Source organism: Streptomyces thioluteus (genome assembly GCF_039535865.1).
Genome location: NZ_BAAAXZ010000025.1, coordinates 1 through 21,605, shown reverse-complemented (window position 1 = coordinate 21,605; position 21,605 = coordinate 1). Strand labels below are relative to the sequence as shown.

Below are 21,605 nucleotides of genomic sequence, written 5' to 3'. Positions count from 1 at the left end.
TTGCGCCACGCGGATGAGATCGGGTCTTCATTCATAGACGGTTCTGCCTTTTATGCTTTGTGGGTGATTGATATCATCCGGAAGACAGCGTTCACCTGATTGGGCGTGTCCACGATGTTTTATTGTGTATTAGTACTCTCGGATGAAAACACTCCGCACTGAATGCTAGCAGGCCGACGGCGCCGCCGCCACCGGCCGGTGGTCTACCGAAGATGCCGAACGCCTTGTGTCGTCGCTCCTTGTGCCTCGGATAACGTCACTGCGAGCAGCGACAGCGCGGCGGGCGCGAGCCAGCCGCCGATAGACCCCTGGAGGGACGCGGGCGGAAACACAGGCAGCATCACCGATGTCGACCGCCATGCCGCCGCAGCGGAGGGGGCCCGTAAAAGGTGGGCGAAGCCTGATCAGCGGTGTACGTAATCGCCTGCTTTGTCGGCCCCACTAGGTTTGTGTTCGTCTACGTTGAATGTGTGCGCTGGTCCGAAAGAGATAATCATGCACAGACCCGTCCGAAGGCTTTAGTGTGTGCGTTACAAGGCGTGATGACCCCTGCGTTTGCCGTCCGGTTGCTCGAGGCGCTCTGGCTGGCTTTGAGATGTGGCTATGGGGGTACGAGTAGGTTCCCTCTACTGATGGTGTTCGCGTCGAGGACGACCATCAGCTGGGCCAGCGCGATGAAGATCAGCGCTTTCCAGCGCCGGGATCGGGGAGGGTGGGGGTTTCTGGCATGGAGGGGCCTACCTCGTGGTGCGGAACAGCGGAGCAGGTGGGGAAGTACGGGTTCTGTTATGTCGACGAACTATGGCAGGGGGGTGTGACAACCGGCCGCGGCCTGTTGCCGGTTGCGGCGCCAGTTCGTCGAAGGTCACGGCGTGGCCCGGGAGTTCCGAGCGGGGCGGGTTCATCAGGCCGTCCAGGAAGAGCTGCAGGTGCCGCTGGACGAAGCGGTTCGAACTCCGGGCAGCCCTTGCCCGGCAGCGGTCTCGTCAGCTGGGTGATCGCCACCATCAGGTCGCCCAGGCCGATGTCGGAGCGCAGCTGGCCGGACGTGTGGGCCGCGTCCATCAGGCCCTGCACCGCCGCCTCGAGCCGCCCGCGCGCGGCCACGAGATCCGGATGGTCGTGGTCCGCGTAGCCCTCGAGCTGCGGGCACAGCGCGCCCACCCGTTCGGCGGCGGCCGCGTGGACGAAGCGCCTCAGTGCACGGAACGCATCGGGCTCCTCGGCTCGTGCTGCCTCGGCCTGCCTCGCGATGCGGCCCATGACCGAGAGGGTGACGTGGTGGATCAGCTCGCGGCGGTCCGCGGAAGTGACGGTACAGCGTGGCATTGCCGACGCCGACGCGTCGAGCGATTTTGTCGAAGGAGAAGTCGCCCCCCTCCTCGACGAGCACCTCGCGGGCCGCCGCGATGATCCGCTCCCGGTTGCGCTGGGCATCGGCGCGCAGGCGCGGCTGGGTGGCTGACACGGACGGCACTCCTTCACGGGTGGGCTTCATGAACGGCTTCACAGCGGCTTCAACGGCTTCATAAACGGGGAACAGCTCCCCGCTTGTGCGGGGACGTGAGGTCAAACGGGGAAAAGGTCCCCGGATATTTCCCGCCCCTCCTGTGGCATGCGTCCACGCGGCCCGCATCCCGCATCAGGCGTCCACGCTCCGGAGCGGGCCGTCACCCGATGCCGTACCCCGAAGGCGTACGGACGTACGAAGACCCAGGGTGTTAGTCAGCCAGCAGAGGCCAGCAGGAGGTGACCGGCATGAGATCCCTGGCCATCCCCGTGGTGGCGGCCACCCTGTTCGCCCTCACCGCACCCGCCGTGTCCACCGCGGGCGTCCACCGGCCGGTGGCGCTCCCGGCACTGCCGACCCCACCGGACGGCGCCCACTATTTCCAACACGTGAGTGATCTCTCCAACAACAACCAACGGGGGAACACCGGGGAGGAGTGAGGGATCACGGTGAGAGATCACTCAGCGCATGTGATCATGTGGTGGCGTTACCGCTCCGTTGGGGTCGCACAGTGCAGGAAGCGCCAACCGCCCGGTGGACGCAACCCCCGGCCTGGGACACAGGCGGGTGCGGTGAGGGCGAACAGGGTGGCCGCCACCACGGGGATGGCCAGGGATCTCATGCCGGTCACCTCCTGCTGGCCTTCTGCTGGCTGACTAACACCCTGGGTCTTCGTACGTCCGTACGCCTTCGGGGGTACGGCAATCGGGTGACGGCCCGCTCCGGAGCGTGACGCCTGATGCGGGATGCGGGCCGCGTGACGCATGCCACAGGAGGGGCGGGAAATATCCGGGGACCTTTTCCCCGTTTGACCTCACGTCCCCGCACAAGCGGGGAGCTGTTCCCCGTTTATGAAGCCGTTGAAGCCGCTGTGAAGCCGTTCATGAAGCCCACCCGTGAAGGAGTGCCGTCCGTGTCAGCCACCCAGCCGCGCCTGCGCGCCGATGCCCAGCGCAACCGGGAGCGGATCATCGCGGCGGCCCGCGAGGTGCTCGTCGAGGAGGGGGGCGACTTCTCCTTCGACAAAATCGCTCGACGCGTCGGCGTCGGCAATGCCACGCTGTACCGTCACTTCGCGGACCGCCGCGAGCTGATCCACCACGTCACCCTCTCGGTCATGGGCCGCATCGCGGAGCAGGCCGAGGCAGCACGAGCCGAGGAGCCCGATGCGTTCCGTGCACTGAGGCGCTTCGTCCACGCGGCCGCCGCCGAACGGGTGGGCGCGCTGTGCCCGCAGCTCGAGGGCTACGCGGACCACGACCATCCGGATCTCGTGGCCGCGCGCGGGCGGCTCGAGGCGGCGGTGCAGGGCCTGATGGACGCGGCCCACACGTCCGGCCAGCTGCGCTCCGACATCGGCCTGGGCGACCTGATGGTGGCGATCACCCAGCTGACGAGACCGCTGCCGGGCAAGGGCTGCCCGGAGTTCGACCGCTTCGTCCAGCGGCACCTGCAGCTCTTCCTGGACGGCCTGATGAACCCGCCCCGCTCGGAACTCCCGGGCCACGCCGTGACCTTCGACGAACTGCGCCGCAACCGGCAACAGGCCGCGGCCGGTTGTCACACCCCCCTGCCATAGTTCGTCGACATAACGAACCCGTACTTCCCCACCTGCTCCGCCTGTTCCGCACCACGAGGTAGGCCCCTCCATGCCAGAAACCCCCACCCTCCCCGATCCCCGGCGCTGGAAAGCGCTGATCTTCATCGCGCTGGCCCAGCTGATGGTCGTCCTCGACGCGACCATCGTGAACATCGCCCTGCCCTCCGCCCAGGCCGACCTCGGCATATCGGACGGCAACCGGCAGTGGGTCATCACCGCCTACGCCCTCGCCTTCGGCGGTCTGCTGCTCTTCGGCGGCCGCATCGCCGACCTGTGGGGCCGCAAGCAGGCGTTCGTCACCGGCCTGATCGGCTTCGCCCTCGCCTCCGCCTTCGGCGGCATGGCGGTCGACACGGTGATGCTGCTGTCCGCCCGCGCCCTCCAGGGCGTCTTCGGCGCGCTGCTCGCGCCCGCCGCGCTGTCGCTGCTCGCCGTGACGTTCTCCGAGGCCAAGGAGCGCGCCAAGGCGTTCGGCATCTTCGGTGCCATCGCCGGTGGCGGCGGCGCCGTCGGCCTGCTGCTCGGCGGAGTGTTCACCGAGTACCTCAACTGGCGCTGGACGTTCTTCGTGAACATCCCGATCGCCGTGATCGCCGTCATCGGCGCCGTCGCGGTGGTCCACGAGCCCGCGGGCAGCCGCAACCCGGCGAAGCTCGACGTGCCCGGCGTCGTCCTGGCCACCCTGGGCCTGGTCTCGCTGGTCTACGGCTTCACCCGCGCCGAGTCCGACGGCTGGACCGCCGGGCTGACCGTGGGCCTGTTCGTCGCGGCCGCGGTGCTGCTGGTGGCCTTCGTGGTCGTCGAGAGCAAGGTCGCGTCGCCGCTGCTGCCGCTGCGCGTCGTCGCCGACCGCAACCGCGGCGGCGTCTACGCGGCGCTGGGCCTCGCCTCGATCGGCATGTTCGGCCTGTTCCTCTTCCTCGTGTTCTACCTGCAGGGGATCAAGCACTACAGCCCGGTCTCCAACGGCCTGGCGTTCCTGCCGATGATGGCCGCGATGATCACGGGCTCCACCCAGATCGGCGCCCGGCTGATGATGCGGGTCCCGGCCCGCTGGCTGATGTTCCCGGGCTTCCTGCTGGCCGCCTTCGGCCAGCTGCTGCTCACGCGGATCGACGTGGACACCTCGTACGCGACGGGCATCCTGCCCGGCCTGCTGCTGATGGGCCTGGGCATGGGCACGGCCTTCATGCCGGCGATGAGCCTGGCCACGCACGGGGTGCAGGCCCGGGACGCCGGTGTCGCCTCGGCGATGGTCAACACCTCGCAGCAGGTCGGCGGAGCGATCGGCACCGCCCTGCTCAACACCATCGCCGCCAGCGCCGTCACCGACTACATGAAGTCCCACGCGTCGGAGGCCACGTCGCCGCAGGCCGCGAAGATGCTCGGGCTGGACGCGACCGTGCACAGCTTCCAGACCGGCATCTCCTGGGCCGTCGGCATCCTGACCCTGGCGTCGATCATCTCGCTGGTCTTCGTCAACGCCGGCCGCCCGGGCGGGGGCGCGCAGGGGAAGGCGGCGGAGAACGCGGAGGACGCCGTCCCGGTCATGGCCCACTGAGCCACCGGTACCGCCCGGTACCCCCTTACGGAGAGCCTGCCTGCCGCACGGCGAGGACCCCGCACGGACATCCGTGCGGGGTCCTCGTGCGCGTCCGGGAAGTCTCAGCGCAGCCAGGGCAGGTCGGCGCCGGCCGGCTGGAGGCCGGCCGCGATGGTCCCGCAGATCTCGCCCAGCTCCGTGACCTGCTCGGGGGAGAGCCGGTCGAAGATCGCCGCCCGGACGGCCGCGACGTGGCCGGGCGCCGATCGTTCGAGCATCGCGAAGCCCTCGTCCGTGAGCACGGCCAGCTGGCCCCGCTTGTCGGAGGGACAGTCCTCGCGGCGCACCCAGCCGTTCTTCTCCAGTCGCGCGACGGCGTGCGAGAGCCGGGATCGGGTGATCTTGGTCTGCTGGGCGAGTTCGGTCATCCGCATCCGCCGCCGGGGCGCCTCGGAGAGCTGGACCAGCAGCGCGTAGTAGATGTGCGGCATGCCCGCGTCGCGCTGGAGCTGGCGGTCGAGGTGGTCCTCCAGCAGCGTGGTGGCGTGGAGGTAGGCCTGCCAGGCGGCCTGCTCGTCGGCGCTGAGCCAGCGGGGCTCCGCCGGATCCGGTGCGGGTCGGTTCGTCATGACATCCACTGTTCCACTCACTGATCGCCTGCCGCTCAATCCTTGAAGTCTAAATAAAATGCGTCTAAAGTCGAGCATCGTAGAGCTTGAAAGTTCAAGCATTGTCGAGGTCCGACCGGAGCGACCGTGCAGTCCATCACCGAGACCCCCGCCGGGCGCATGCCCGCCCTCTACCTCTCCCACGGCGCCCCGCCGCTCGCGGACGACGCGCTGTGGCCGGGCCAGCTCGCCGCCTGGTCCGCCGAACTGCCCCGGCCCGCCGCCATCCTGATCGTCTCGGCGCACTGGGAGGAGGCCCCGCTCGCCCTGGGCGCCACCGGGACGGTGCCGCTCACCTACGACTTCTGGGGCTTCCCCGAGCACTACTACCGCGTCCGCTACCCCGCCCCGGGGGCGCCGGCCCTCGCCGACCGGGTGCGCAAGGCGCTGCGCGGCGCGGGCACGCCCGTCCACGACGTCCCCGACCGGGGGCTCGACCACGGTGCGTACGTCCCGCTCGTCGAGATGTATCCCGACGCCGATGTCCCGGTGCTCCAGATCTCGATGCCCACCCTCGACCCCGGACGCCTGATGGAGATCGGCCGCCGGCTCGCGCCGCTGCGCGACGAGGGCGTACTGATCGTCGGCAGCGGCTTCTTCACCCACAACCTGGCCGCGCTGCGGCACGGGGGCGGGACGCCGGGCTGGTCCGCGGAGTTCGACCACTGGGGGCGCGAGGCGCTCGACGCCCAGGACGTCGACGCCCTGCTGGACTTCGCGCACAAGTCCCCCGCGGCCGGTCTCGCGCATCCGCGCACCGAGCACTTCGCCCCCCTCTTCGTCGCGTTGGGTGCCGCCGAGGACGAACTCGGCAGTCAGCGAAGCGTCATTGACGGGTTCTGGATGGGACTGGCCAAACGGTCGGTGCAGTTCGGCTGATCACCCGTCCACGCTAGGCCGGTTCGCGGCGCGGCCGGAACGGTCTGCGGTCGTACGCCTCCGGTCGCGGTCGTGGCCCCTCCGGCGCGACGTGGTTCCTTCAGTCCGAACTGCGCTCGTTCCAGTGGAAGATGTCGTAGGACATCAGCCCCACCAGGGCGCCGCAGGCCAGCCCGATGCCCAGCGAGCGCAGCCAGGTCCCGCCGGAGACGCTGTGCAGGAAGCCGATGGTGATGCCGGCGAGCACACCGTAGGAGAGCGCGCGGACCTCGGGGATCACCGCGTTCCGTTCGCGCACCAGGACGTAGCCGATGCCGGTGGCGATCACGGCGACGGCCAGGCCGAGCAGCCAGCCGCCCGCCTGGGAGAAGCCGTTGTCGTGGGAGAGGAAGACGGTGTAGAGGAAGAGGACCGCTCCCACGCAGGCCGGCACCGCCCAGGCGGCACGGCTGCGGTCCGGTACGGGGCCGGCCGGCGTCCGGCGGGCCGGCAGGTGCGCGCCGCGGGGCACGGGGCCGGGGGCGTCGTGGACGTGGTGCGGCAGGATCGAGTGCGCCGGCATGGCGAGGCTCCTCTCGTTCGCCACCCCCCGTGGATACCAGCGCACACCCGCGCCCGTGCGGCGGCAAATCGATCAGCGCGGCCGGAAGGACATGCCGGAAAGACATGCCGGGAAGACATGGTCGTCGCGGACCCGGGAATCCGGCCCATCGGGACGCCCCGCGCAACCGGACGCCGGAGAACGGCGTCTTCAGGACAGGAAACCCCGGCGATCGTCGAAGGTGACGGCCGTCTCGTCGGACGTGGCGGTCACCCGCCCCCGCGCGGGCCGTGCAGCAGGGCTCGGCCAGGACGTCCGCCGGTCTCCGCGGCCCTGCGGCCCCGCTCGCGGCCGGGCAGGGTACTGCATGATCGTAAAAAAGAAGACGCCCCGGGGAATTCTGTCCGGATTCCGGCCGTTCTTTCCTTCGGACGGGTTCGCTGGAGCGAGCCCCCCACCATCCCGCGACCGTCTCATCGCAAGGGAGTACGCATGGCAACCCGTGCCGTCGCCCGTCGTCAGTCCGCAACCAAGGGCTCAGGCGGGGCAAGCAGTGTTCGCGCCTCGGGCGGGGAAATCGCCGATCGCGACCTGGTCGGCATGTACCTGGACGAGATAGCGCGTACACCCCTGCTCGACGCCGCCCAGGAGGTCGAGCTGTCGCAGGCCGTCGAGGCGGGCGTCTACGCCCGTCAGCTCCTGGACGGCCTGGAGCCCGGCGCTTCCGGGGACGTCTCGCGCGAGGAGCTGGAGGCGATCGCCGCCGACGGCGACCGCGCCAAGGACGTCTTCATCAAGTCGAACCTGCGCCTCGTGGTCGCCGTCGCCCGCCGCTACCCGCGCAGCGGCCTGCCCCTGCTGGACCTGATCCAGGAGGGCAACGCCGGTCTGGTGCGCGCGGTCGAGAAGTTCGACTACACCAAGGGATTCAAGTTCTCCACGTACGCGACCTGGTGGATCCGCCAGGCGATCACCCGCTCGATCGCCGACCAGTCGCGCACGATCCGGCTCCCCGTCCACCTCGTCGAGGAGCTGGGCCGCATCCGCCGGGTGCAGCGCGAGTTCAACCGGGAGAACGGCCGCGACCCCGAGCACACGGAGATCGCGGAGGAGCTGGGCACCACCCCCGAGCGCGTCGGTGACGTGCTCGACTGGGCCCGCGACCCGGTCAGCCTCAACATGTCCGTGGACGACGAGGGCGAGACCCAGTTCGGCGACCTGCTGGAGGACACCTCCGCGATCTCGCCGGAGCAGTCGGTGATCGCCCTGCTGCGCAGCGAGGAGCTGGAGGGCCTCATCGGCCGGCTCGACCACCGCACGGCGTCGATCATCAAGGCGCGGTACGGCATCGAGGACGGGCGGGAGCGCACCCTCACCGAGGTCGGCAAGCAGCACGGGCTCACCCGTGAGCGGATCCGGCAGATAGAGAAGCACGCGCTGCTGGAGCTGAAGAAGATGGCCCACGACACGGGCTTCGACGCGGCGGCCTGACACGCGAGGGCCCGCGTACGCCGAGGGCCCTCGTCATTCCTCCCCGGCCGCCCGGCTGATGCGCGCCCCCAGCGCGCGGACGTGCGCGACCAGCTCCGGCGGTTCGTGCACCGTGAACTCGCAGTCCAGCATGGCCAGCCGGACGGCCAGCCACTCCAGCGGGTCGGAGACGTCCGCGGCCAGCCGGCAGGTGTTCCCGTCCACCGGCTCGGGCTCGCCCATCGTGCCCGGCAGCCTGGCCGCGACCGATGCGGCGGGCGCGTGCAGCGTCACCACCAGCCGGTACGCCGGCCGGTCCCGCGCCAGGGAGCCCCTTATGAACGCCGCCGCGTTCTCGGCGGGGAGCTCCCGCGGCTCGAAGCGCGCCCCCGTGGGGAACGGTTCGCTCACCCGGTCCACCCGGAACGTCCGCCAGTCCTCGCGGTCGTTGTCGAACGCCACCAGGTACCACCGGCGTCCGGTGCTCACCAGGCTGTGCGGTTCGACGAGCCGCCTGCTCTCCGTCCCGTCCCCGGTGCGGTAGGCGAAGCGCAGCCGCTCGTGGCCGGTGACGGCGGAGGCCATCGTCGTCAGCGTGCGCGGGTCGACGGTCGCCCCGTCGCCCGAGGTCAGCGGCACGGTCGCGGCCTGGAGGGCGGTGACGCGGTGGCGCAGCCGGGACGGCAGGACCTGTTCGAGCTTGGCGAGGGCGCGGACGGACGCCTCCTCGATGCCCTCCACGGCGTGGCCCGCGCCCGCCCGCAGGCCGACCGCGATGGCGACCGCCTCCTCGTCGTCGAGGACCAGCGGCGGCATCGCCGCCCCGGCGGCCAGCCGGTACCCACCGACCGCCCCCATCGTTGCCTGTACGGGATAGCCGAGGTCCCGGAGGCGTTCGATGTCCCGCCGGATCGTCCGGGGGCTCACGCCGAGCCGCTCCGCGAGCTCGCTGCCAGGCCACTCGCGGGGGGTCTGGAGGAGGGAGAGCAGATTCAGCAGCCGTACGGGTGTGTCGGTCATGCCACTCAGCCTGCCAGGGAACTAGGACGCGGTTTGACCTAGTGGCTGGTTAACGTGGGGACACGCCTGGAAATCGAAGTGGAAGAAGGCCCTGCCCCGTGAGCTCCGTGAGTACCGATCCGCCCCTCGACCGTCGCCGCTGGATTGCGCTGGCCGTCGTGCTGACCGCGTCCTTCATGGACCTCGTCGACGTGACGATCGTCAACATCGCCATGCCCAGCATCAGCAAGGACCTGGGCGCCTCGTTCAGCGTCCTCCAGTGGATCACTGAGGGGTACGCGCTGGCCTTCGCCGCCGGGCTGATCACCGGTGGCCGCCTGGGCGACATATTCGGCCGCCGGAGGATCTTCCTCCTCGGCATGTCCGGCTTCACCGTCGCCTCGATGCTGTGTGGCGTCGCGGCCGACCCGCATCTGCTGGTCGCCTCCCGGATCCTGCAGGGCGGCACGGCCGCGCTGATGGTGCCGCAGGTACTGGCCATCGTGCACTCCACCTTCCCCGCCCACGAGCGCGGCAAGGTCTTCGGCATGTTCGGCGCGATCGTCGGCCTGGGCGCGGTCTCCGGCCCGATCCTCGGCGCGCTGCTGACCGAGTGGAACCTCTTCGGCCTCGAATGGCGGCCGATCTTCCTGGTCAACCTGCCCGTCGGCATCGCCGGACTGATCCTCGGCCGCCGCTTCATCTCCGAGTCCCGCAGCACCGACGCGCTCAAGCTGGACCTGGTCGGCGTCGCGCTGGCCACGCTCGGCATCGTGATGTTCCTCTACCCGCTCACCCAGGGCCGCGAGCTGGGCTGGCCGCTGTGGGGTTGGCTGTCGATGGCCGGCAGCGCGGTGGTGCTCGCCCTGTTCGTCCGCTACGAGCGGCACAAGAAGGCGAAGGACGGCTCGCCGCTGGTCGAGCTCTCGCTGTTCTCCGTGAAGAGCTTCGCGGGCGGCATCGGGGTGCAGCTCGCCTTCGGCATCGTCTGCGGCATCTTCTTCCTGTGCTGGACGCTGTACATGCAGCTCGGCCTGGGCTGGAGCGCGCTGCGCGCCGGCCTGACGGGCATACCGTTCTCGCTCGCGGTCTCCGTGGCCGCCGGCATGTCGGTGCAGAAGCTGGTCCCGCGCTTCGGCCGGAAGGTCCTCCAGGGCGGCGCTCTCGTCATGGCGGCCGGCGTGCTCGCCTACATCTGGGAGGCCGGCCACTACGGCGCGGACATCCAGCCCTGGCAGATGGCGCTGCCGCTGGTCGTCATGGGCGCCGGCATGGGCCTCATCGTGGCCCCGCTCACCGAGGCGGTCATCGCCGAGGTGCCCCGGGAGCACTCGGGCTCCGCGTCCGGCCTGATCAACACCACCCAGCAGCTGGGCAATGCGATCGGCCTCGGTCTGGTGTCCGTGGTGTTCTTCGGTGTCCTCGACGAGGGCGCGGTGGCGAAGGGGCAGGCGGCGACGGCCTTCGCGGACGCCTACCGGCACGCGATGTGGTGGGTCGCCGGACTGCTCGGCGTCGTCCTCGCCCTGATGTTCGCGCTGCCGCGGCGGCCGAAGGAGGCCCCCGCCGGGAGCGAGGCGCCGGCCGTGGAGTCGGCGGAGTCGGCGGGCGAGCCGATAGCGGCCTGAGCGGTGGTACGGCGCGGCCCCGTCCGGATCGGATCCGGACGGGGCCGCGCCGTTGTCATATCCGCTCCTGCAGGCGGGCCTTGGCCGCCGGCCACTCGTCGCGGAGCATCGAGAACCAGACGCTGTCCCGCCAGGTGCCGTCCGGGCGGCGGACGTGGCGGCGGAACGTGCCCTCCTCGACGGCGCCGAGGCGGCCCACGGCGCCACGGGAGCGCTCGTTCCGGTGGTCCGTCTTCCAGACGACGCGGCCCATGCCGAGGTCCTCGAAGGCGTGGGTGAGCAGCAGGAGTTTGCACTCCGGGTTGACGGCGCCGCCCCAGTGGGCGCGGCCGTACCAGGTGCCGCCGATCTCGAGCTGCTCGCCCTCGACGGAGGCGTCGGCGTAGCAGCTGACGCCGATGGCCCGGCCGGTGTCCCGGTGGACGACGGCGAACGGGACGAGTGCGGCCTCGGCGAGGAGGTGCGCGACGATCGCGCCCATCTCCTGCTCGGTGCGCGGGGTGCGGTGCCGCGTCCACCGCCAGACGTCCTCGTCGCCGCCGGCGGCCGCGAAGAGGTCGGGCGTGTGGGAGGCGGCGAGGGGTTCGAGGCGGATGTGACGGCCGGGGAGCGTGGTGGTGCGGGTGGGGAGGGCGGTGGTGATCATGGCGGGGACGGTAGCGAGGGTTTGCGCTAGGAGCAAGAGGTAATTGCCCTAGGGCAATAGGGAGTTGGGGTTCGATCCCGGGTGAATCCCTCGCCGGGGGCGCCCGCACGCGCCCGCTCCGGTGTAGTGTGCGCGCAAAGCTCAAACACTCGGGCAGAGAACGGACTCAAACCAACATGTACGCTCCGGAGCGCCAGCAGGAAATCCTCCGTCTGGCCCGCGCCGGCGGCCGCGTCGACGTCCTCTCCCTCGCCGACGCCTTCCAGGTCACCGCCGAGACCGTCCGCCGCGACCTCAAGGCGCTCGACCGGGCCGGTCTGCTCCGGCGCGTGCACGGCGGCGCCATCTCCGCCGGCCGTCTGGACTTCGAGCCGGACCTCGCCGAACGCGAGGCGACCGCCGCGAACGAGAAGGACGCCATCGCCCGGGCCGCCCTCGCCGAACTGCCGGACGGCGACGGCAGCGTGATCCTCGACGCGGGCTCCACCGTCGCCCGCCTCGCCGCCCACCTCCCCCTGGAGTCCGGCCTCACCGTCGTCACCCACGCCCTCCCCGTCGCCGCCCGCCTCGCCGACCACCCGGGCATCGCGCTGCACCTCGTCGGCGGGCGCGTCCGGCACCGCACCCGCGCGGCCGTCGACGCCTGGGCCCTGCGCGCGTACGCGGAGATCGCGGCGGACGTCGCCTTCGTCGCGACCAGCGGCTTCTCGCCCGACGGCGGGCTCACCACGCCCGACCTCGCCGAGGCCGCCGTCAAGCGGGCGACGATCGCGTCGGCGCGCCGGGTCGTCCTGCTCGCGGACTCGGCCAAGTACGGGCAGCAGCACTTCGCCCGCTTCGGCGGCCTGCCCGACGTCGACCTCCTCGTCACCGACACCGGACTGGACGACGACGCCGTCCGCGCCGTCGAGCGGGCCGGCACGGCCGTGGTGCGGGTCGCCCCGTGATCCTCACCGTCACCCCCAACCCCAGTCTCGACCGCACCTACGAGGTCCCCGGGCTGCGCCGCGGTGCCGTGCTGCGGGCCGCCGCCGACCGGGTCGACCCCGGGGGCAAGGGCGTCAACGTCTCGCGCGCGGTGGCCGCCGCCGGACACCGCACCGTCGCCGTCCTGCCCCTCGGCGGCGCGGAGGGTGCGCTGCTGGAACGGCTGCTCGCCGGGCAGGGCGTCGAGGTCGCGGGCGTCCCCGTGACCGGCGCGACCCGGGTCAACGTCGCCGTCGCCGAACCGGACGGCACGCTCACCAAGGTGAACGCGGCCGGTCCCGAACTGACCGCCGGGGAGGCCGCGTTGCTGCTCTCCGCCGTGGGGGAGCGGTCGGCCGGCGCGGGCTGGGTCGCCTGCTGCGGCAGTCTGCCGCGCGGTCTCGCGCCCGAGTGGTACGGGCGGTTGGCGGCCCGGGCCCGCGCCGCGGGCGCCCGGATCGCCCTCGACACGTCCGGTCCGGCCCTGACCGCCGCCCTGCGGGAGCGCCCGGACGTCGTCAAGCCCAACGCGGAGGAGCTCGCGCGGGCGGTCGGCCGGCCGCTCGCGACCGTCGGGGACGCCGCCGCGGCCGCCGGCGAACTGCGCGCCCGGGGCGCGCGGTCCGTGCTGGCCAGCCTCGGTGCGGACGGACAACTGCTGGCCGACGCGTCCGGTACGTACTTCGGGACGGCTCCGGTCGCGTGTGTCCGCAGCGACGTCGGCGCGGGCGACGCCTCCTTGGCCGGGTTCCTCGCGGCCGGGGGCTCGGGCCCGGAGGCGCTCGCCGCCGCCCTGGCCCACGGGGCGGCGGCCGTACGGCTGCCCGGCAGCGTGATGCCGTCCCCCGCCGACCTCGACCTCTCCGCGGTGACCGTCACCACGGACGTCCCGCGGGACCGCGCCCTGACCGGGCCCGCGCCGTGAACTGATCACCGTGGAACCGGTCGATCTCGATCTGTCCGCATCATTCCACTAAGGTGTTAGTGGAAGCGGGTGGGGGCGATCGCGTTCCGGGCCGCCTGCCGCGGCCCGTGCGGGACGGCGCAGGGAGGACGGCACGTGACGGATCCAGAAGCCCTGGTGGCGACGGGGCTCGGCCACCGGTTCCGCGGCGGCTGGGCGCTGCGCGACTGCGACTTCGCCCTGCCGGCCGGCCGCGTCACCGCCCTCGTCGGACCGGAAGGGGCCGGCAAGAGCACGCTGTTCCACTTGGTGACGGGGCTGCTCCGGCCGACGCGCGGCACGCTGCGGGTGCTCGGCGCCGAGCCCGGCGGGCCCGCCGTCCGCGAGCGCGTCGCCTTCCTCGCCCAGGACAAACCGCTCTACCCCCGCTTCACGGTCGCCGACACGCTCCGCTTCGGGGGCGAGCCGAACCGGGACTTCGACCGGGCCGCCGCCGAGCGCATCGTGCGCGCCGGCGACATCCCTCTGGACGCCCAGGTCGGCACGCTCTCCCGCGGCCGGTGCGTCCGGATAGCCCTTGCCCTGGCCCTGGGGAAGCGCCCCGAACTACTGCTGCTGGACGAGCCGTTGGCCGGACTCGACCCGTCGGCGCGCCACGAGATCGTGGACCTGGTCAGGACGGAGGCCGCCGGGCGCGGCCTCACCGTCGTCCTGTCCTCGCACGCCCTGCCGGAGCCGGCGGACGCCTGCGACCACGTACTGCTCCTGCGGGACGGCGGCGTACGGCTCGCGGGCGACGCGCGGCGGCTGGTCGAGGAGCACCGGACGGTCACCGGGCCCGCCGACCCGGAGACCGCGGACGGGCTGCCGGCCGGACTGGACCGGAGCACGGTCGTACGGAGCGCGGTCGTACGGACCGCCGTCACGGGCCGTCAGGTCACCGCCGTCGTCCGGCACGCCGGTCCGCTCGGCGACCCGTGGACCACCGAAACCCCCACCCTGGAAGACCTCTTGCTCGCGGCGGCGAGCTCGACTCACAGGCCGTACAACTGCCCGTACGACGGGAAGACACCCCCCGGACCGTCCACCCCCTCCGCCGCCAGCACGCCCTTCACCACCGCCCGCGTCAGCACATCCGCCCCCGCCGCCAGAATCCCGTTCACCGCGCCGAGCGCGTAGTCGACCCCGGCGGGCAGCCCCTCCTCCGCCGGCAGCGGATGCGTACCCGTGGCGAGGACGAAGACCGTGTCCCCGTCGGTCAGCAGGTGGACCGGCCGCACCGCCCGTGCCAGCCCGTCGTGGGCCGTGCCTGCGAGCTTCTGCGCCTGGGCGCGGGTGAGCGCCGCGTCCGTGGCGACCACCGCGATCGTCGTGTTGAGCGGCGGCCGGGACGACGGGGCCAGCCGCCGTCCCGACTCCGCGCGCGCCTCGGCGAGCGAGGAGACCGCCGCGCGGTGCCGCTCCGCCGACGGCACGGCCGCCCGACGGTCCGCCCCGTACAGCACGCCCGTGTCCGGATCGACCACCGAACCCGCCGCGTTGACGACCGCGAGCGCCGCCACGGTCACCCCCGAGGGCAGCACGACGCTCGCCGTGCCGACCCCGCCCTTGAGCCCGCCGGCCACCGCGCCCATGCCCGCGCCGACGTTGCCCTGCGCGACGGGCGCGCCGGCCTCCGTCCGGGCCGCCGCCTCGGCCGCCCGGCGGCCGAGCGCCGCGTCCGGACGGGCCCGCCAGTCGCCGCCGCGCCCGAGGTCGAACAGGGCCGCGGCCGGGACGACGGGCACCACGTGGGACGGGTCGGGCCCGACCCGCACCCCGCGGCCGGCCTCCTCCAGCCAGGCCATCACCCCCGACGCGGAATCCAGCCCGAAGGCGCTGCCGCCGGTGAGCACCACGGCCTCGACGCGCTGGACGAGGTTGCGCGGGTCGAGCGCGTCGGTCTCCTTCGTCCCGGGGCCGCCGCCGCGGACGTCCACCGCGGCCACGGCCCCGCCGGGCTCGGTGAGGATCACCGTCGTCCCCGACAGCGCGCGTTCTCCGGTCAGTTGGGCGTGTCCGACCCGCAGGCCGGTCACATCGGTGAGGGCGTCCAGGGGGCCGGTGGGGGCAACTCCGGTGTCAGTCATGCGCCATGGGTATCACGCCCCGGAAGCGCCCTCCCGGCGGGCTGCCTCCCCATGGACCGCCTCCCGGCGGTCCGCGGCATTCCGCCGGGCCGTCAGCGTGACCCCCACCGCGACCGTGACGGCCGCCACGCACCCGGCCGCGAGCACCGCCGAGCGCCCCGCGAACGTACAGACCAGGACGAGCACCGCCGAGACCGGCAGCACCAACTGCTGTGCCAGGCCCCCGTTTCTGGTGCCGCGAGTGGATCAGCCACACCGTGAACATGAACAGCGCCGCGGCCACGGTGACGGTGGCCGACGCCGCGAACGTCGAGACGTGCGCCTTCCCGGTGGCCTCCTCGATCGCCACCTCGATGCCCGCGCCGATGGCGGCGGCCGAGCCGAAGACCAGGTAGTGCCCGTAACCCCAGAGGAACGCCTGCTGGCTGGTGATCAGGTGGAGATGGATGGGGACGGCGAAGTAGATCCAGTAGGCGGCGAAGATGATCAGTAGTCCGCCGGCCGCGATGGGGAGCAGCGTGCCCCAGCGCCTGGTGCTCGTCGACGGCCGACTGGACCGCGACCGTCGCCGCCGAGACCGTCTCGCCGAGCACGATGATCGTGAACAGCCCGTACCGCTCGGCGATGTGGTGCGGATGCCAGCCGGTCGGCTGCCCGTGCTCGGCCCAGACGGGGACGGCCATCTCGCAGACCGCCATGCCCAGGAACAGCCACGCCTTGGCGTCGGCCGGCAGGAACAACAGGCCCAGCCAGCCGACCTGGCACAGGCCACACCCCGATCGCGTACCGCAGCGCCGTGCGCCGCTCCGCGCCCCGCGCGGAGAGCGCCGCGCGCAGCCACTGGGTGACCATCGCCAGCCGCATCACCAGGTAGCCGAACCAGACGGCCCGGTAGTCGCCGCTGTCGAACGCGCGGGGGATGCCCGCCGCGAGCACCAGCACCCCGGCGATCTGGACCAGCGTCACCACACGGAACGGGACGTCGTCCGTGTCGTAGGCGGAGGAGAACCAGGTGAAGTTCATCCAGGCCCACCAGACCGCGAAGAAGATCATCGCGTAGCCCTGGACGCCGTGCCCCGGGTGCCCCTCCGCGAGCGCGTGCACCAGCTGCCGGCCCGCCTGGGCCACCGCGACCACGAAGCAGAGGTCGAAGAAGAGCTCCAGCGGGGTGGCCGTGCGGTGCTCCTCGCCGCGGCCGCGCGTGGTCATCCGGCGCAGCACGCCCTGGTGGCTCGGAGCGGCCGGTGCGGCGTATCGCTCATGCGGCGATTGTCGCCGCGCGGGCGGTCCGTCGCGACCGGGGCGGCCCGTACCCTGGAGCCATGAGCACCGCCCCCGAACCCAGGCCCGCCCTCGTCTTCGACGATCCGCTGGACCGTCCGTCCAGGACGACACGGACCGGGGCTGGGGCGAGCGGCCGACGGGTGGCGACGCCGCCGACCTGGCCCGTTTCCTGGACGAGAAGCCGCCGCACCACCTCTGAGCCGGGCGGCGGCCGCCCTCGCGGCTAGCGCGGTGCGGGCACCGAGTCCGTGCCGGGGCCGCGCCGCTGCTCGATCAGCGTGTCCCGGATCTGCGCCAGCAGCTCGATCTCGGTCGGCTGGGCCGGCTCGTTCTCCTCGGGGCGGCGGGCCGCCTGGCGGTCCTGCCAGCGCTTCATGGGGAGCAGCATCAGGAAGTAGACCACCGCCGCGGTGATCAGGAAGGTGAGCGAGGCGCTCACAACCGAACCCCACTGGATGAAGACGCCCTTGGTCACCACCCCGGCCGCGTTCTTCTCGCACGGCCCCTTGAGGCAGGCGGCGTAACCGTCCAGGTCCGTGGTGCCGAAGGCGCCCACGATGGGGTTGATCACGCCCTTGACCACAGAGTTCACGATGTTGGTGAACGCCGCACCGATGACAACGGCGACCGCCAGGTCGATCACGTTGCCCGCCCGCATCAGGAACGCCTTGAATCCCCCGAGGATCCCCGTCCTCTTCTCGCTCACCGAACAGCCTCTCTCTGTACTCGTCTGCACCGGATGTTCCGGAATGGTGGATTGAACACCATACGAGACGCTCCGGATGGTGTGTCCAATCCGCGAACCCGATCAGCGGAGACCCCAGCAGGCCAGCAGTGCGAGCACGGGATCACCACCCCGGCCACGACCGCTACCCACCCCGCCGCGCCACCACGCCGCCGGCCGATGCGCACCGGCGCGAAGTGCGGGACGCGCACGCCGGGGGCCGGTGCCAGGAGGGACGCGACACCATGGGGCGACGGCCGGACGCGGGGGAGGAGAAGGAGGGAAGAAGAGGAGGGGGATGAGGGGAAAGGGGACACGGCAGCCACGCGCGTCGTGGGGGAGTTCCGAGGAATGGACGCTCCCACGATCCGGCTTTTCCCGGATCCCGCTGGGGCATGTGGCATGAACACGCGGATTGTGGAAAACCCGCTCACCTTCACGGGTAAGAGCCCGTACCCGTGAAGCGCTCTTACCCGTCACGGCAGCGTGATGCCAGCTCCAGCCGTCGAGCGCGTGCGCGCACAGGCAGTCGCGGTCCCCGTTCCCGGAAGGGCGCCCACCGCGTCGAAGAGCACCTCCGCGCAGCCCGCTCCACGTTCTGCGCGAAGACCCGCAGCACGTCGTGGTGCGTGACGCCGTCCCCCGTCTCAGGCAGCCGGCGTCCAGATACGTGACGAGCGCCATCGACGTGTAGCATGAGGCCCAGTTCGCGGGGCGAGCACGGCCTCCCGGGTGCCCGGTCATGCCGACCACGCGACCAGCCTGTGCCGCGTGCCAGCGCGACTCCGCGCGGGTCGAGAACCGCGGCCCTCGATCACCGCCATCGTCCCGCCGTCCACGGCTCCCAGTCACGCCCACGCGCGCGCCGCGGCCAGCGCGGCGCGCGTCCGACGGGGCAGTAGGGGTCGGCGAAGGGAAGGTGGATGACCTCGGCACCCGTCCCGTCGGCGCAGCGGCTCGCCGTCGTAGAAGGTCTGCGTCCGTGTCTTCGTCGGTCCACCAGTTGGTCGGGCACCAGGAGCGTCCCCGGCCCGTACTCCTCCCGCAGCCGCCCCACCGCGCAGGGTCCCAGCACCTGGCGCACGCTCCAGCGAGCGCAGGGCCCACAGGTGCCGGTAGTCGATGGGTGCGGCGGCAGGTGGTGGCCGCGGCCGTGGCGGGGGAGGAAGGCGACCCGGCGGCCGCCACCTCGCCGAGGAACAGGGAGTCGCTCGGCGGTCGTAGGCGTCGTCCACAGTGACCTCGGTCACGTCGTCGAGGAACGCGTAGAACCCCGAGACCCCGATGACGCCTATCTCCGCCCGGGGGCCCGTCCGTTGGCCGAGAGCATCGGCCGTGCTCGTGGTTGACCATGCGGTCACCCTAGCCCGCGCCCCCGAAGCCCGATCAAGCCTCGGCCCGATCAGGCCTCGGAACGCGACGGAGCCCGCCGCCTCGCGAAGAGGCGACGGGCTCCGTCGAAGGATGCCGCGGGAGCGATGGCGCGTCAGGCGGCCGACGAGCTGCTGCTCGTGGAGGAGCTCGACGCGGCCGGAGCCGTGGACGAGGAGGTGCTCGAAGAGGCCGTGGAGGACGACGTCGTCGTGGACGCCGACTTCGCCGGGCTGCTGCTCGACGAGGTGCCACGGCTGTCGTTGCGGTAGAAGCCGGAGCCCTTGAAGACGATGCCGACCGCGGAGAACACCTTCTTCAGGCGTCCGTCGCAGCTCGGGCACACGGTCAAGGCGTCATCGGTGAACTTCTGCACCGCCTCGAGGCCCTCGCCGCACTCGGTGCACTGGTACTGGTAAGTCGGCACTTGCTCCTCCTGGCACTCTCACTCGATGAGTGCTAACGACGCTCCATAGTGCAGTATTCCCGCGCGTCAGTCCACCGCTACCGGCTCACGGTGACCCACCCCACGTGCCGCGACGTGCGACGAGGCGTCCGGGGGAGTGAGGCTGCGCCGCAGCGCCAGCAGGACCAGCAGCGCCAGCGCCGTACCGCACAGCGGCACCAGGAAGCCGGCGTGCGCGCTGAACTTGTCGACCAGCTTGCCGGCCGCCAGGGACCCGGCCGCCTGCCCCAGGCCCACCGAGCCGGTGAGCCAGGTGAACGCCTCGGTCCGGGTCTCGGCCGGGACCAGCTTCTCGACCAGGGTGAAGCCGGTGATCAGTGCCGGGGCGATGCACATGCCGACGAGCAGGCCGAGCCCGCCCAGCAGCGGCGCGGAGTGCGCGGCCCACAGTGGCGTAGTGGCCAGGGTCAGCAGCGGATAGGCGATCAGCAGCCGGCGCTGGGGGGCGCTGCGCCAGGCGACGGTGCCGACGACGATGCCCGCGATCATGTTTCCGGCCGCGAAGCATCCGTAGAGCAGGCCGTTGAGTCCCGGCTCGCCCATCGCCTTGGTGAAGGCGGTCATCGACATCTGCATGCCGCCGAACACCGAGCCGATGCCGAGGAACATGACGGCCAGGACGCGCACGCCCGTCACCGACAGCGCCGAGGCGCCCTTCTCCTGGAGGCTCCCGCCCGCCGCACGGCTGGGCAGCGGCTGGGTGCGCCGCTGGGTGGCGAAGAGCAGACCGCCGACGACGGTCAGCACCGCCTCGGCGACCAGACCCGCCGACGGGTGCACGCCCGTGCACAGCGCGGTGGCCAGCACCGGGCCGATCACAAAGGTGAACTCGTCGGTGACGGACTCGAAGGCGGCCGAGGTCGCCATCAGCGGCGAGCCCGTGAGCTTGGACGCCCAGCGGGCCCGCACCATCGGGCCTATCTGGGGGGTGGACGCACCGGCCGGCACGGCCGCCGCGAACAGCGCCCACAGCGGCGCGTGCGACAGCGCCAGAGTGATCAGCAGCGAGATCGCGGCCGCGTGCACGACCACGCCGGGCAGCAGCACGGCGGCCTGCCCGAAGCGGTCCGCGAGCTTGCCGCCCTGCGGCGCGAACAGCGCCATGGCCACACCGGCGGTCGCCGAGACGGCGCCCGCCGTGGTGTACGAGCCGGTGGTGTTCTGGACGAGCAGCAGGATGCCGATGGTGAGCATCGCGAACGGCTGCCGTGCCAGGAAGCCGGGGAGCAGGAACGTCCAGGCGCCGCGCGTGCGCAGCAGCTGACCGTACCCGGGGCGTGTCCCGGCGGATTCGTTGACCGTGCCTGCCACGGCCTGGCCTTTCCGCCACCTGGTAGCACGCCCCGGACGGGGTCGCCGCACGGAGCGCGCCGAGAGCTGTCCTCTCGCGCAGGACCGTGGTAGATACCGCGCCGGCCGCCTTTCGCGGCCGCGGCCGCCGTGCGGTCGCGCCAGCTCTGCATCAGGCAGAGTTGGTTCGATGTAATGAGCAGGATGAACTTAGTTCTTCCCTACCATACCTGGCGCTCGTTTCCGGCCGGGTTTCCCCGGAACGGCAACCGCCGTCCCATCGCCGGTGCCCAGCCAGCCGGCCAGCTTGCCGCCTTCGGAGACCGCCCGCAGCCGTTTCTCGGTCGCGTCCCGCACCGGGTCGGTGGCCACCACCAGCAGTTCGTCCCCCTGCCGCAGCACGGTCGTCGGCCCCGGGACGAAGCTGGCGCCCTCGCGGACGACCAGGGTGACGGCCGCTCCGGCCGGCAGCCGCAGCTCCCCGACCTCCACGCCGTGCATCTTCGAACCCTCGGGGACGGCGACCGACAGCAGGTGCCCGCGCAGCCGCTCCAGCGGGGCCGATTCGATGCCCAGGTCCTCCGCCTCGGTCTCCCCCAGCTGGAGGCGGCGGGCCAGCCAGGGCAGCGTCGGGCCCTGGACCAGGGTGTAGACGATCACCAGGACGAAGACGATGTTGAAGATCCGCCGACTGTCGGGCACGGCCGCCACCATGGGGATGGTGGCCAGCACGATGGGCACGGCCCCGCGCAGCCCGGCCCAGGAGAGCAGCACCTTCTCCTGCCAGGGGGTCCGGAACGGGGCGGTGCTCAGGAAGACCGACACCGGCCGGGCCACCATCGTCAGCACCAGCCCGACCACGAGCGCGGGCACGATGTCGTCCCCCAGCTCGTGCGGGGTGACCAGCAGACCGAGCAGGAACGAACATCCCGATCTGGGCGATCCAGCCGAGCCCTCGGCGAACCCCCGGGTGGCCGGCCAGTGCGG

General features: G+C 71.9%; 18 protein-coding genes and 5 pseudogenes. 10 read left to right on the top strand and 13 right to left on the bottom strand.

Annotation, left to right across the window (positions count from 1 at the left end):
* Positions 1-737 precede the first annotated feature (737 nt).
* Positions 738-1,498: pseudogene (locus tag ABD794_RS03115) on the bottom strand (TetR/AcrR family transcriptional regulator).
* Between the two features lie 260 nt (positions 1,499-1,758).
* Here ABD794_RS03115 and ABD794_RS03110 point away from each other — a divergent pair.
* The 3 genes from ABD794_RS03110 to ABD794_RS03100 all read left to right on the top strand — a co-directional run bounded on the left by ABD794_RS03110 (position 1,759) and on the right by ABD794_RS03100 (position 4,671).
* A complete protein-coding gene (locus tag ABD794_RS03110; protein ID WP_344960785.1) occupies positions 1,759-1,950 on the top strand; it encodes a hypothetical protein in 192 nt (63 codons plus the stop codon).
* A 443-nt stretch (positions 1,951-2,393) separates the two neighbouring features.
* Positions 2,394-3,089, top strand: coding sequence for a TetR/AcrR family transcriptional regulator (locus tag ABD794_RS03105; RefSeq protein WP_344960784.1), 696 nt, complete (start codon positions 2,394-2,396; stop codon positions 3,087-3,089).
* A 70-nt stretch (positions 3,090-3,159) separates the two neighbouring features.
* A complete protein-coding gene (locus tag ABD794_RS03100) occupies positions 3,160-4,671 on the top strand; it encodes an MFS transporter (protein ID WP_344960783.1) in 1,512 nt (503 codons plus the stop codon).
* A gap of 104 nt (positions 4,672-4,775) precedes the next feature.
* Here the strand turns inward: ABD794_RS03100 and ABD794_RS03095 are convergent, their stop codons facing one another.
* Positions 4,776-5,282, bottom strand: a complete 507-nt coding sequence (locus ABD794_RS03095) for a MarR family winged helix-turn-helix transcriptional regulator (RefSeq protein ID WP_344960782.1) — start codon at positions 5,280-5,282, stop codon at positions 4,776-4,778.
* A gap of 159 nt (positions 5,283-5,441) precedes the next feature.
* Here ABD794_RS03095 and ABD794_RS03090 point away from each other — a divergent pair, with 159 nt between their 5' ends.
* Positions 5,442-6,200 (top strand): dioxygenase family protein, encoded by a 759-nt coding sequence (locus ABD794_RS03090; protein WP_425585909.1) that lies wholly within the window; start codon positions 5,442-5,444, stop codon positions 6,198-6,200.
* 100 nt (positions 6,201-6,300) lie between these two features.
* On the opposite strand, the gene ABD794_RS03085 is transcribed toward ABD794_RS03090, so the two are convergent.
* Together ABD794_RS03085 and ABD794_RS03080 are read right to left on the bottom strand one after the other, a co-directional pair.
* Positions 6,301-6,762, bottom strand: coding sequence for a hypothetical protein (locus ABD794_RS03085; RefSeq protein ID WP_344960781.1), 462 nt, complete (start codon positions 6,760-6,762; stop codon positions 6,301-6,303).
* A 189-nt stretch (positions 6,763-6,951) separates the two neighbouring features.
* On the bottom strand, positions 6,952-7,110 hold the full coding sequence (locus ABD794_RS03080; RefSeq protein ID WP_344960780.1) for a hypothetical protein: 159 nt from the start codon (positions 7,108-7,110) through the stop codon (positions 6,952-6,954).
* 123 nt (positions 7,111-7,233) lie between these two features.
* Here ABD794_RS03080 and ABD794_RS03075 point away from each other — a divergent pair, with 123 nt between their 5' ends.
* The gene (locus tag ABD794_RS03075) at positions 7,234-8,232 is read left to right on the top strand and encodes a sigma-70 family RNA polymerase sigma factor (RefSeq protein WP_344960779.1); all 999 of its coding nucleotides are present in this window, start codon (positions 7,234-7,236) and stop codon (positions 8,230-8,232) included.
* Between the two features lie 33 nt (positions 8,233-8,265).
* On the opposite strand, the gene ABD794_RS03070 is transcribed toward ABD794_RS03075, so the two are convergent.
* A complete protein-coding gene (locus tag ABD794_RS03070; RefSeq protein ID WP_344960777.1) occupies positions 8,266-9,231 on the bottom strand; it encodes a helix-turn-helix transcriptional regulator in 966 nt (321 codons plus the stop codon).
* Positions 9,232-9,338: 107 nt separating this feature from the next.
* On the opposite strand from ABD794_RS03070, the gene ABD794_RS03065 reads away from it, so the two are divergent.
* Complete coding sequence (locus ABD794_RS03065; RefSeq protein WP_344960786.1) at positions 9,339-10,838, top strand: MFS transporter; 1,500 nt, start codon at positions 9,339-9,341, stop codon at positions 10,836-10,838.
* 55 nt (positions 10,839-10,893) lie between these two features.
* Here the strand turns inward: ABD794_RS03065 and ABD794_RS03060 are convergent, their stop codons facing one another.
* Complete coding sequence (locus ABD794_RS03060; RefSeq protein ID WP_344960776.1) at positions 10,894-11,484, bottom strand: GNAT family N-acetyltransferase; 591 nt, start codon at positions 11,482-11,484, stop codon at positions 10,894-10,896.
* Between the two features lie 176 nt (positions 11,485-11,660).
* On the opposite strand from ABD794_RS03060, the gene ABD794_RS03055 reads away from it, so the two are divergent.
* From ABD794_RS03055 to ABD794_RS18525, 3 genes and pseudogenes are all read left to right on the top strand, one after another.
* Complete coding sequence (locus ABD794_RS03055; protein ID WP_344960775.1) at positions 11,661-12,431, top strand: DeoR/GlpR family DNA-binding transcription regulator; 771 nt, start codon at positions 11,661-11,663, stop codon at positions 12,429-12,431.
* Positions 12,428-13,375, top strand: coding sequence for a 1-phosphofructokinase (gene pfkB / locus ABD794_RS03050; RefSeq protein WP_344960773.1), 948 nt, complete (start codon positions 12,428-12,430; stop codon positions 13,373-13,375). Before ABD794_RS03055 ends, pfkB begins: the two co-directional genes overlap by 4 nt.
* A gap of 135 nt (positions 13,376-13,510) precedes the next feature.
* Positions 13,511-14,398, top strand: a pseudogene (locus ABD794_RS18525) (ATP-binding cassette domain-containing protein); the annotation flags it as partial.
* Here the strand turns inward: ABD794_RS18525 and ABD794_RS03040 are convergent.
* Both ABD794_RS03040 and ABD794_RS03035 read right to left on the bottom strand, forming a co-directional pair.
* Positions 14,389-15,483 carry a P1 family peptidase gene (locus tag ABD794_RS03040; protein ID WP_344960772.1) on the bottom strand — a complete coding sequence of 365 codons (1,095 nt, stop codon included), beginning with the start codon at positions 15,481-15,483 and terminating at the stop codon, positions 14,389-14,391. The pseudogene ABD794_RS18525 and the gene ABD794_RS03040 overlap by 10 nt on opposite strands.
* Before the next feature lie 12 nt (positions 15,484-15,495).
* Positions 15,496-16,692 (bottom strand): annotated as a pseudogene (locus ABD794_RS03035) (low temperature requirement protein A).
* A gap of 113 nt (positions 16,693-16,805) precedes the next feature.
* On the opposite strand from ABD794_RS03035, the gene ABD794_RS03030 reads away from it, so the two are divergent.
* Positions 16,806-16,994 carry a hypothetical protein gene (locus ABD794_RS03030; RefSeq protein WP_344960788.1) on the top strand — a complete coding sequence of 63 codons (189 nt, stop codon included), beginning with the start codon at positions 16,806-16,808 and terminating at the stop codon, positions 16,992-16,994.
* Here the strand turns inward: ABD794_RS03030 and mscL are convergent.
* The 5 genes and pseudogenes from mscL to ABD794_RS03005 form a co-directional block, all read right to left on the bottom strand.
* Complete coding sequence (gene mscL, locus ABD794_RS03025; RefSeq protein ID WP_344960771.1) at positions 16,991-17,473, bottom strand: large conductance mechanosensitive channel protein MscL; 483 nt, start codon at positions 17,471-17,473, stop codon at positions 16,991-16,993. The two genes, ABD794_RS03030 and mscL, sit on opposite strands and share 4 nt — an antisense overlap.
* Before the next feature lie 494 nt (positions 17,474-17,967).
* Positions 17,968-18,852 (bottom strand): annotated as a pseudogene (locus ABD794_RS03020) (S-methyl-5'-thioadenosine phosphorylase).
* 125 nt (positions 18,853-18,977) lie between these two features.
* Complete coding sequence (locus ABD794_RS03015; RefSeq protein WP_344960770.1) at positions 18,978-19,289, bottom strand: FmdB family zinc ribbon protein; 312 nt, start codon at positions 19,287-19,289, stop codon at positions 18,978-18,980.
* Between the two features lie 66 nt (positions 19,290-19,355).
* Complete coding sequence (locus ABD794_RS03010) at positions 19,356-20,639, bottom strand: MFS transporter (protein WP_344960769.1); 1,284 nt, start codon at positions 20,637-20,639, stop codon at positions 19,356-19,358.
* A 189-nt stretch (positions 20,640-20,828) separates the two neighbouring features.
* Positions 20,829-21,605, bottom strand: a pseudogene (locus ABD794_RS03005) (cation:proton antiporter domain-containing protein); the annotation flags it as partial.

Excerpts from the sequence above, each read along its gene's own strand:
- ABD794_RS03110 (WP_344960785.1), top strand. The coding sequence starts at position 1,759 with ATGAGATCCCTGGCCATCCCCGTGGTGGCGGCCACCCTGTTCGCCCTC.
- ABD794_RS03105 (WP_344960784.1), top strand. The coding sequence starts at position 2,394 with ATGAAGCCCACCCGTGAAGGAGTGCCGTCCGTGTCAGCCACCCAGCCG.
- ABD794_RS03100 (WP_344960783.1), top strand. The coding sequence starts at position 3,160 with ATGCCAGAAACCCCCACCCTCCCCGATCCCCGGCGCTGGAAAGCGCTG.
- ABD794_RS03095 (WP_344960782.1), bottom strand. The coding sequence starts at position 5,282 with ATGACGAACCGACCCGCACCGGATCCGGCGGAGCCCCGCTGGCTCAGC.
- ABD794_RS03090 (WP_425585909.1), top strand. The coding sequence starts at position 5,442 with ATGCCCGCCCTCTACCTCTCCCACGGCGCCCCGCCGCTCGCGGACGAC.
- ABD794_RS03085 (WP_344960781.1), bottom strand. The coding sequence starts at position 6,762 with ATGCCGGCGCACTCGATCCTGCCGCACCACGTCCACGACGCCCCCGGC.
- ABD794_RS03080 (WP_344960780.1), bottom strand. The coding sequence starts at position 7,110 with ATGCAGTACCCTGCCCGGCCGCGAGCGGGGCCGCAGGGCCGCGGAGAC.
- ABD794_RS03075 (WP_344960779.1), top strand. The coding sequence starts at position 7,234 with ATGGCAACCCGTGCCGTCGCCCGTCGTCAGTCCGCAACCAAGGGCTCA.
- ABD794_RS03070 (WP_344960777.1), bottom strand. The coding sequence starts at position 9,231 with ATGACCGACACACCCGTACGGCTGCTGAATCTGCTCTCCCTCCTCCAG.
- ABD794_RS03060 (WP_344960776.1), bottom strand. The coding sequence starts at position 11,484 with ATGATCACCACCGCCCTCCCCACCCGCACCACCACGCTCCCCGGCCGT.
- ABD794_RS03055 (WP_344960775.1), top strand. The coding sequence starts at position 11,661 with ATGTACGCTCCGGAGCGCCAGCAGGAAATCCTCCGTCTGGCCCGCGCC.
- ABD794_RS03040 (WP_344960772.1), bottom strand. The coding sequence starts at position 15,483 with ATGACTGACACCGGAGTTGCCCCCACCGGCCCCCTGGACGCCCTCACC.
- ABD794_RS03030 (WP_344960788.1), top strand. The coding sequence starts at position 16,806 with ATGAGCACCGCCCCCGAACCCAGGCCCGCCCTCGTCTTCGACGATCCG.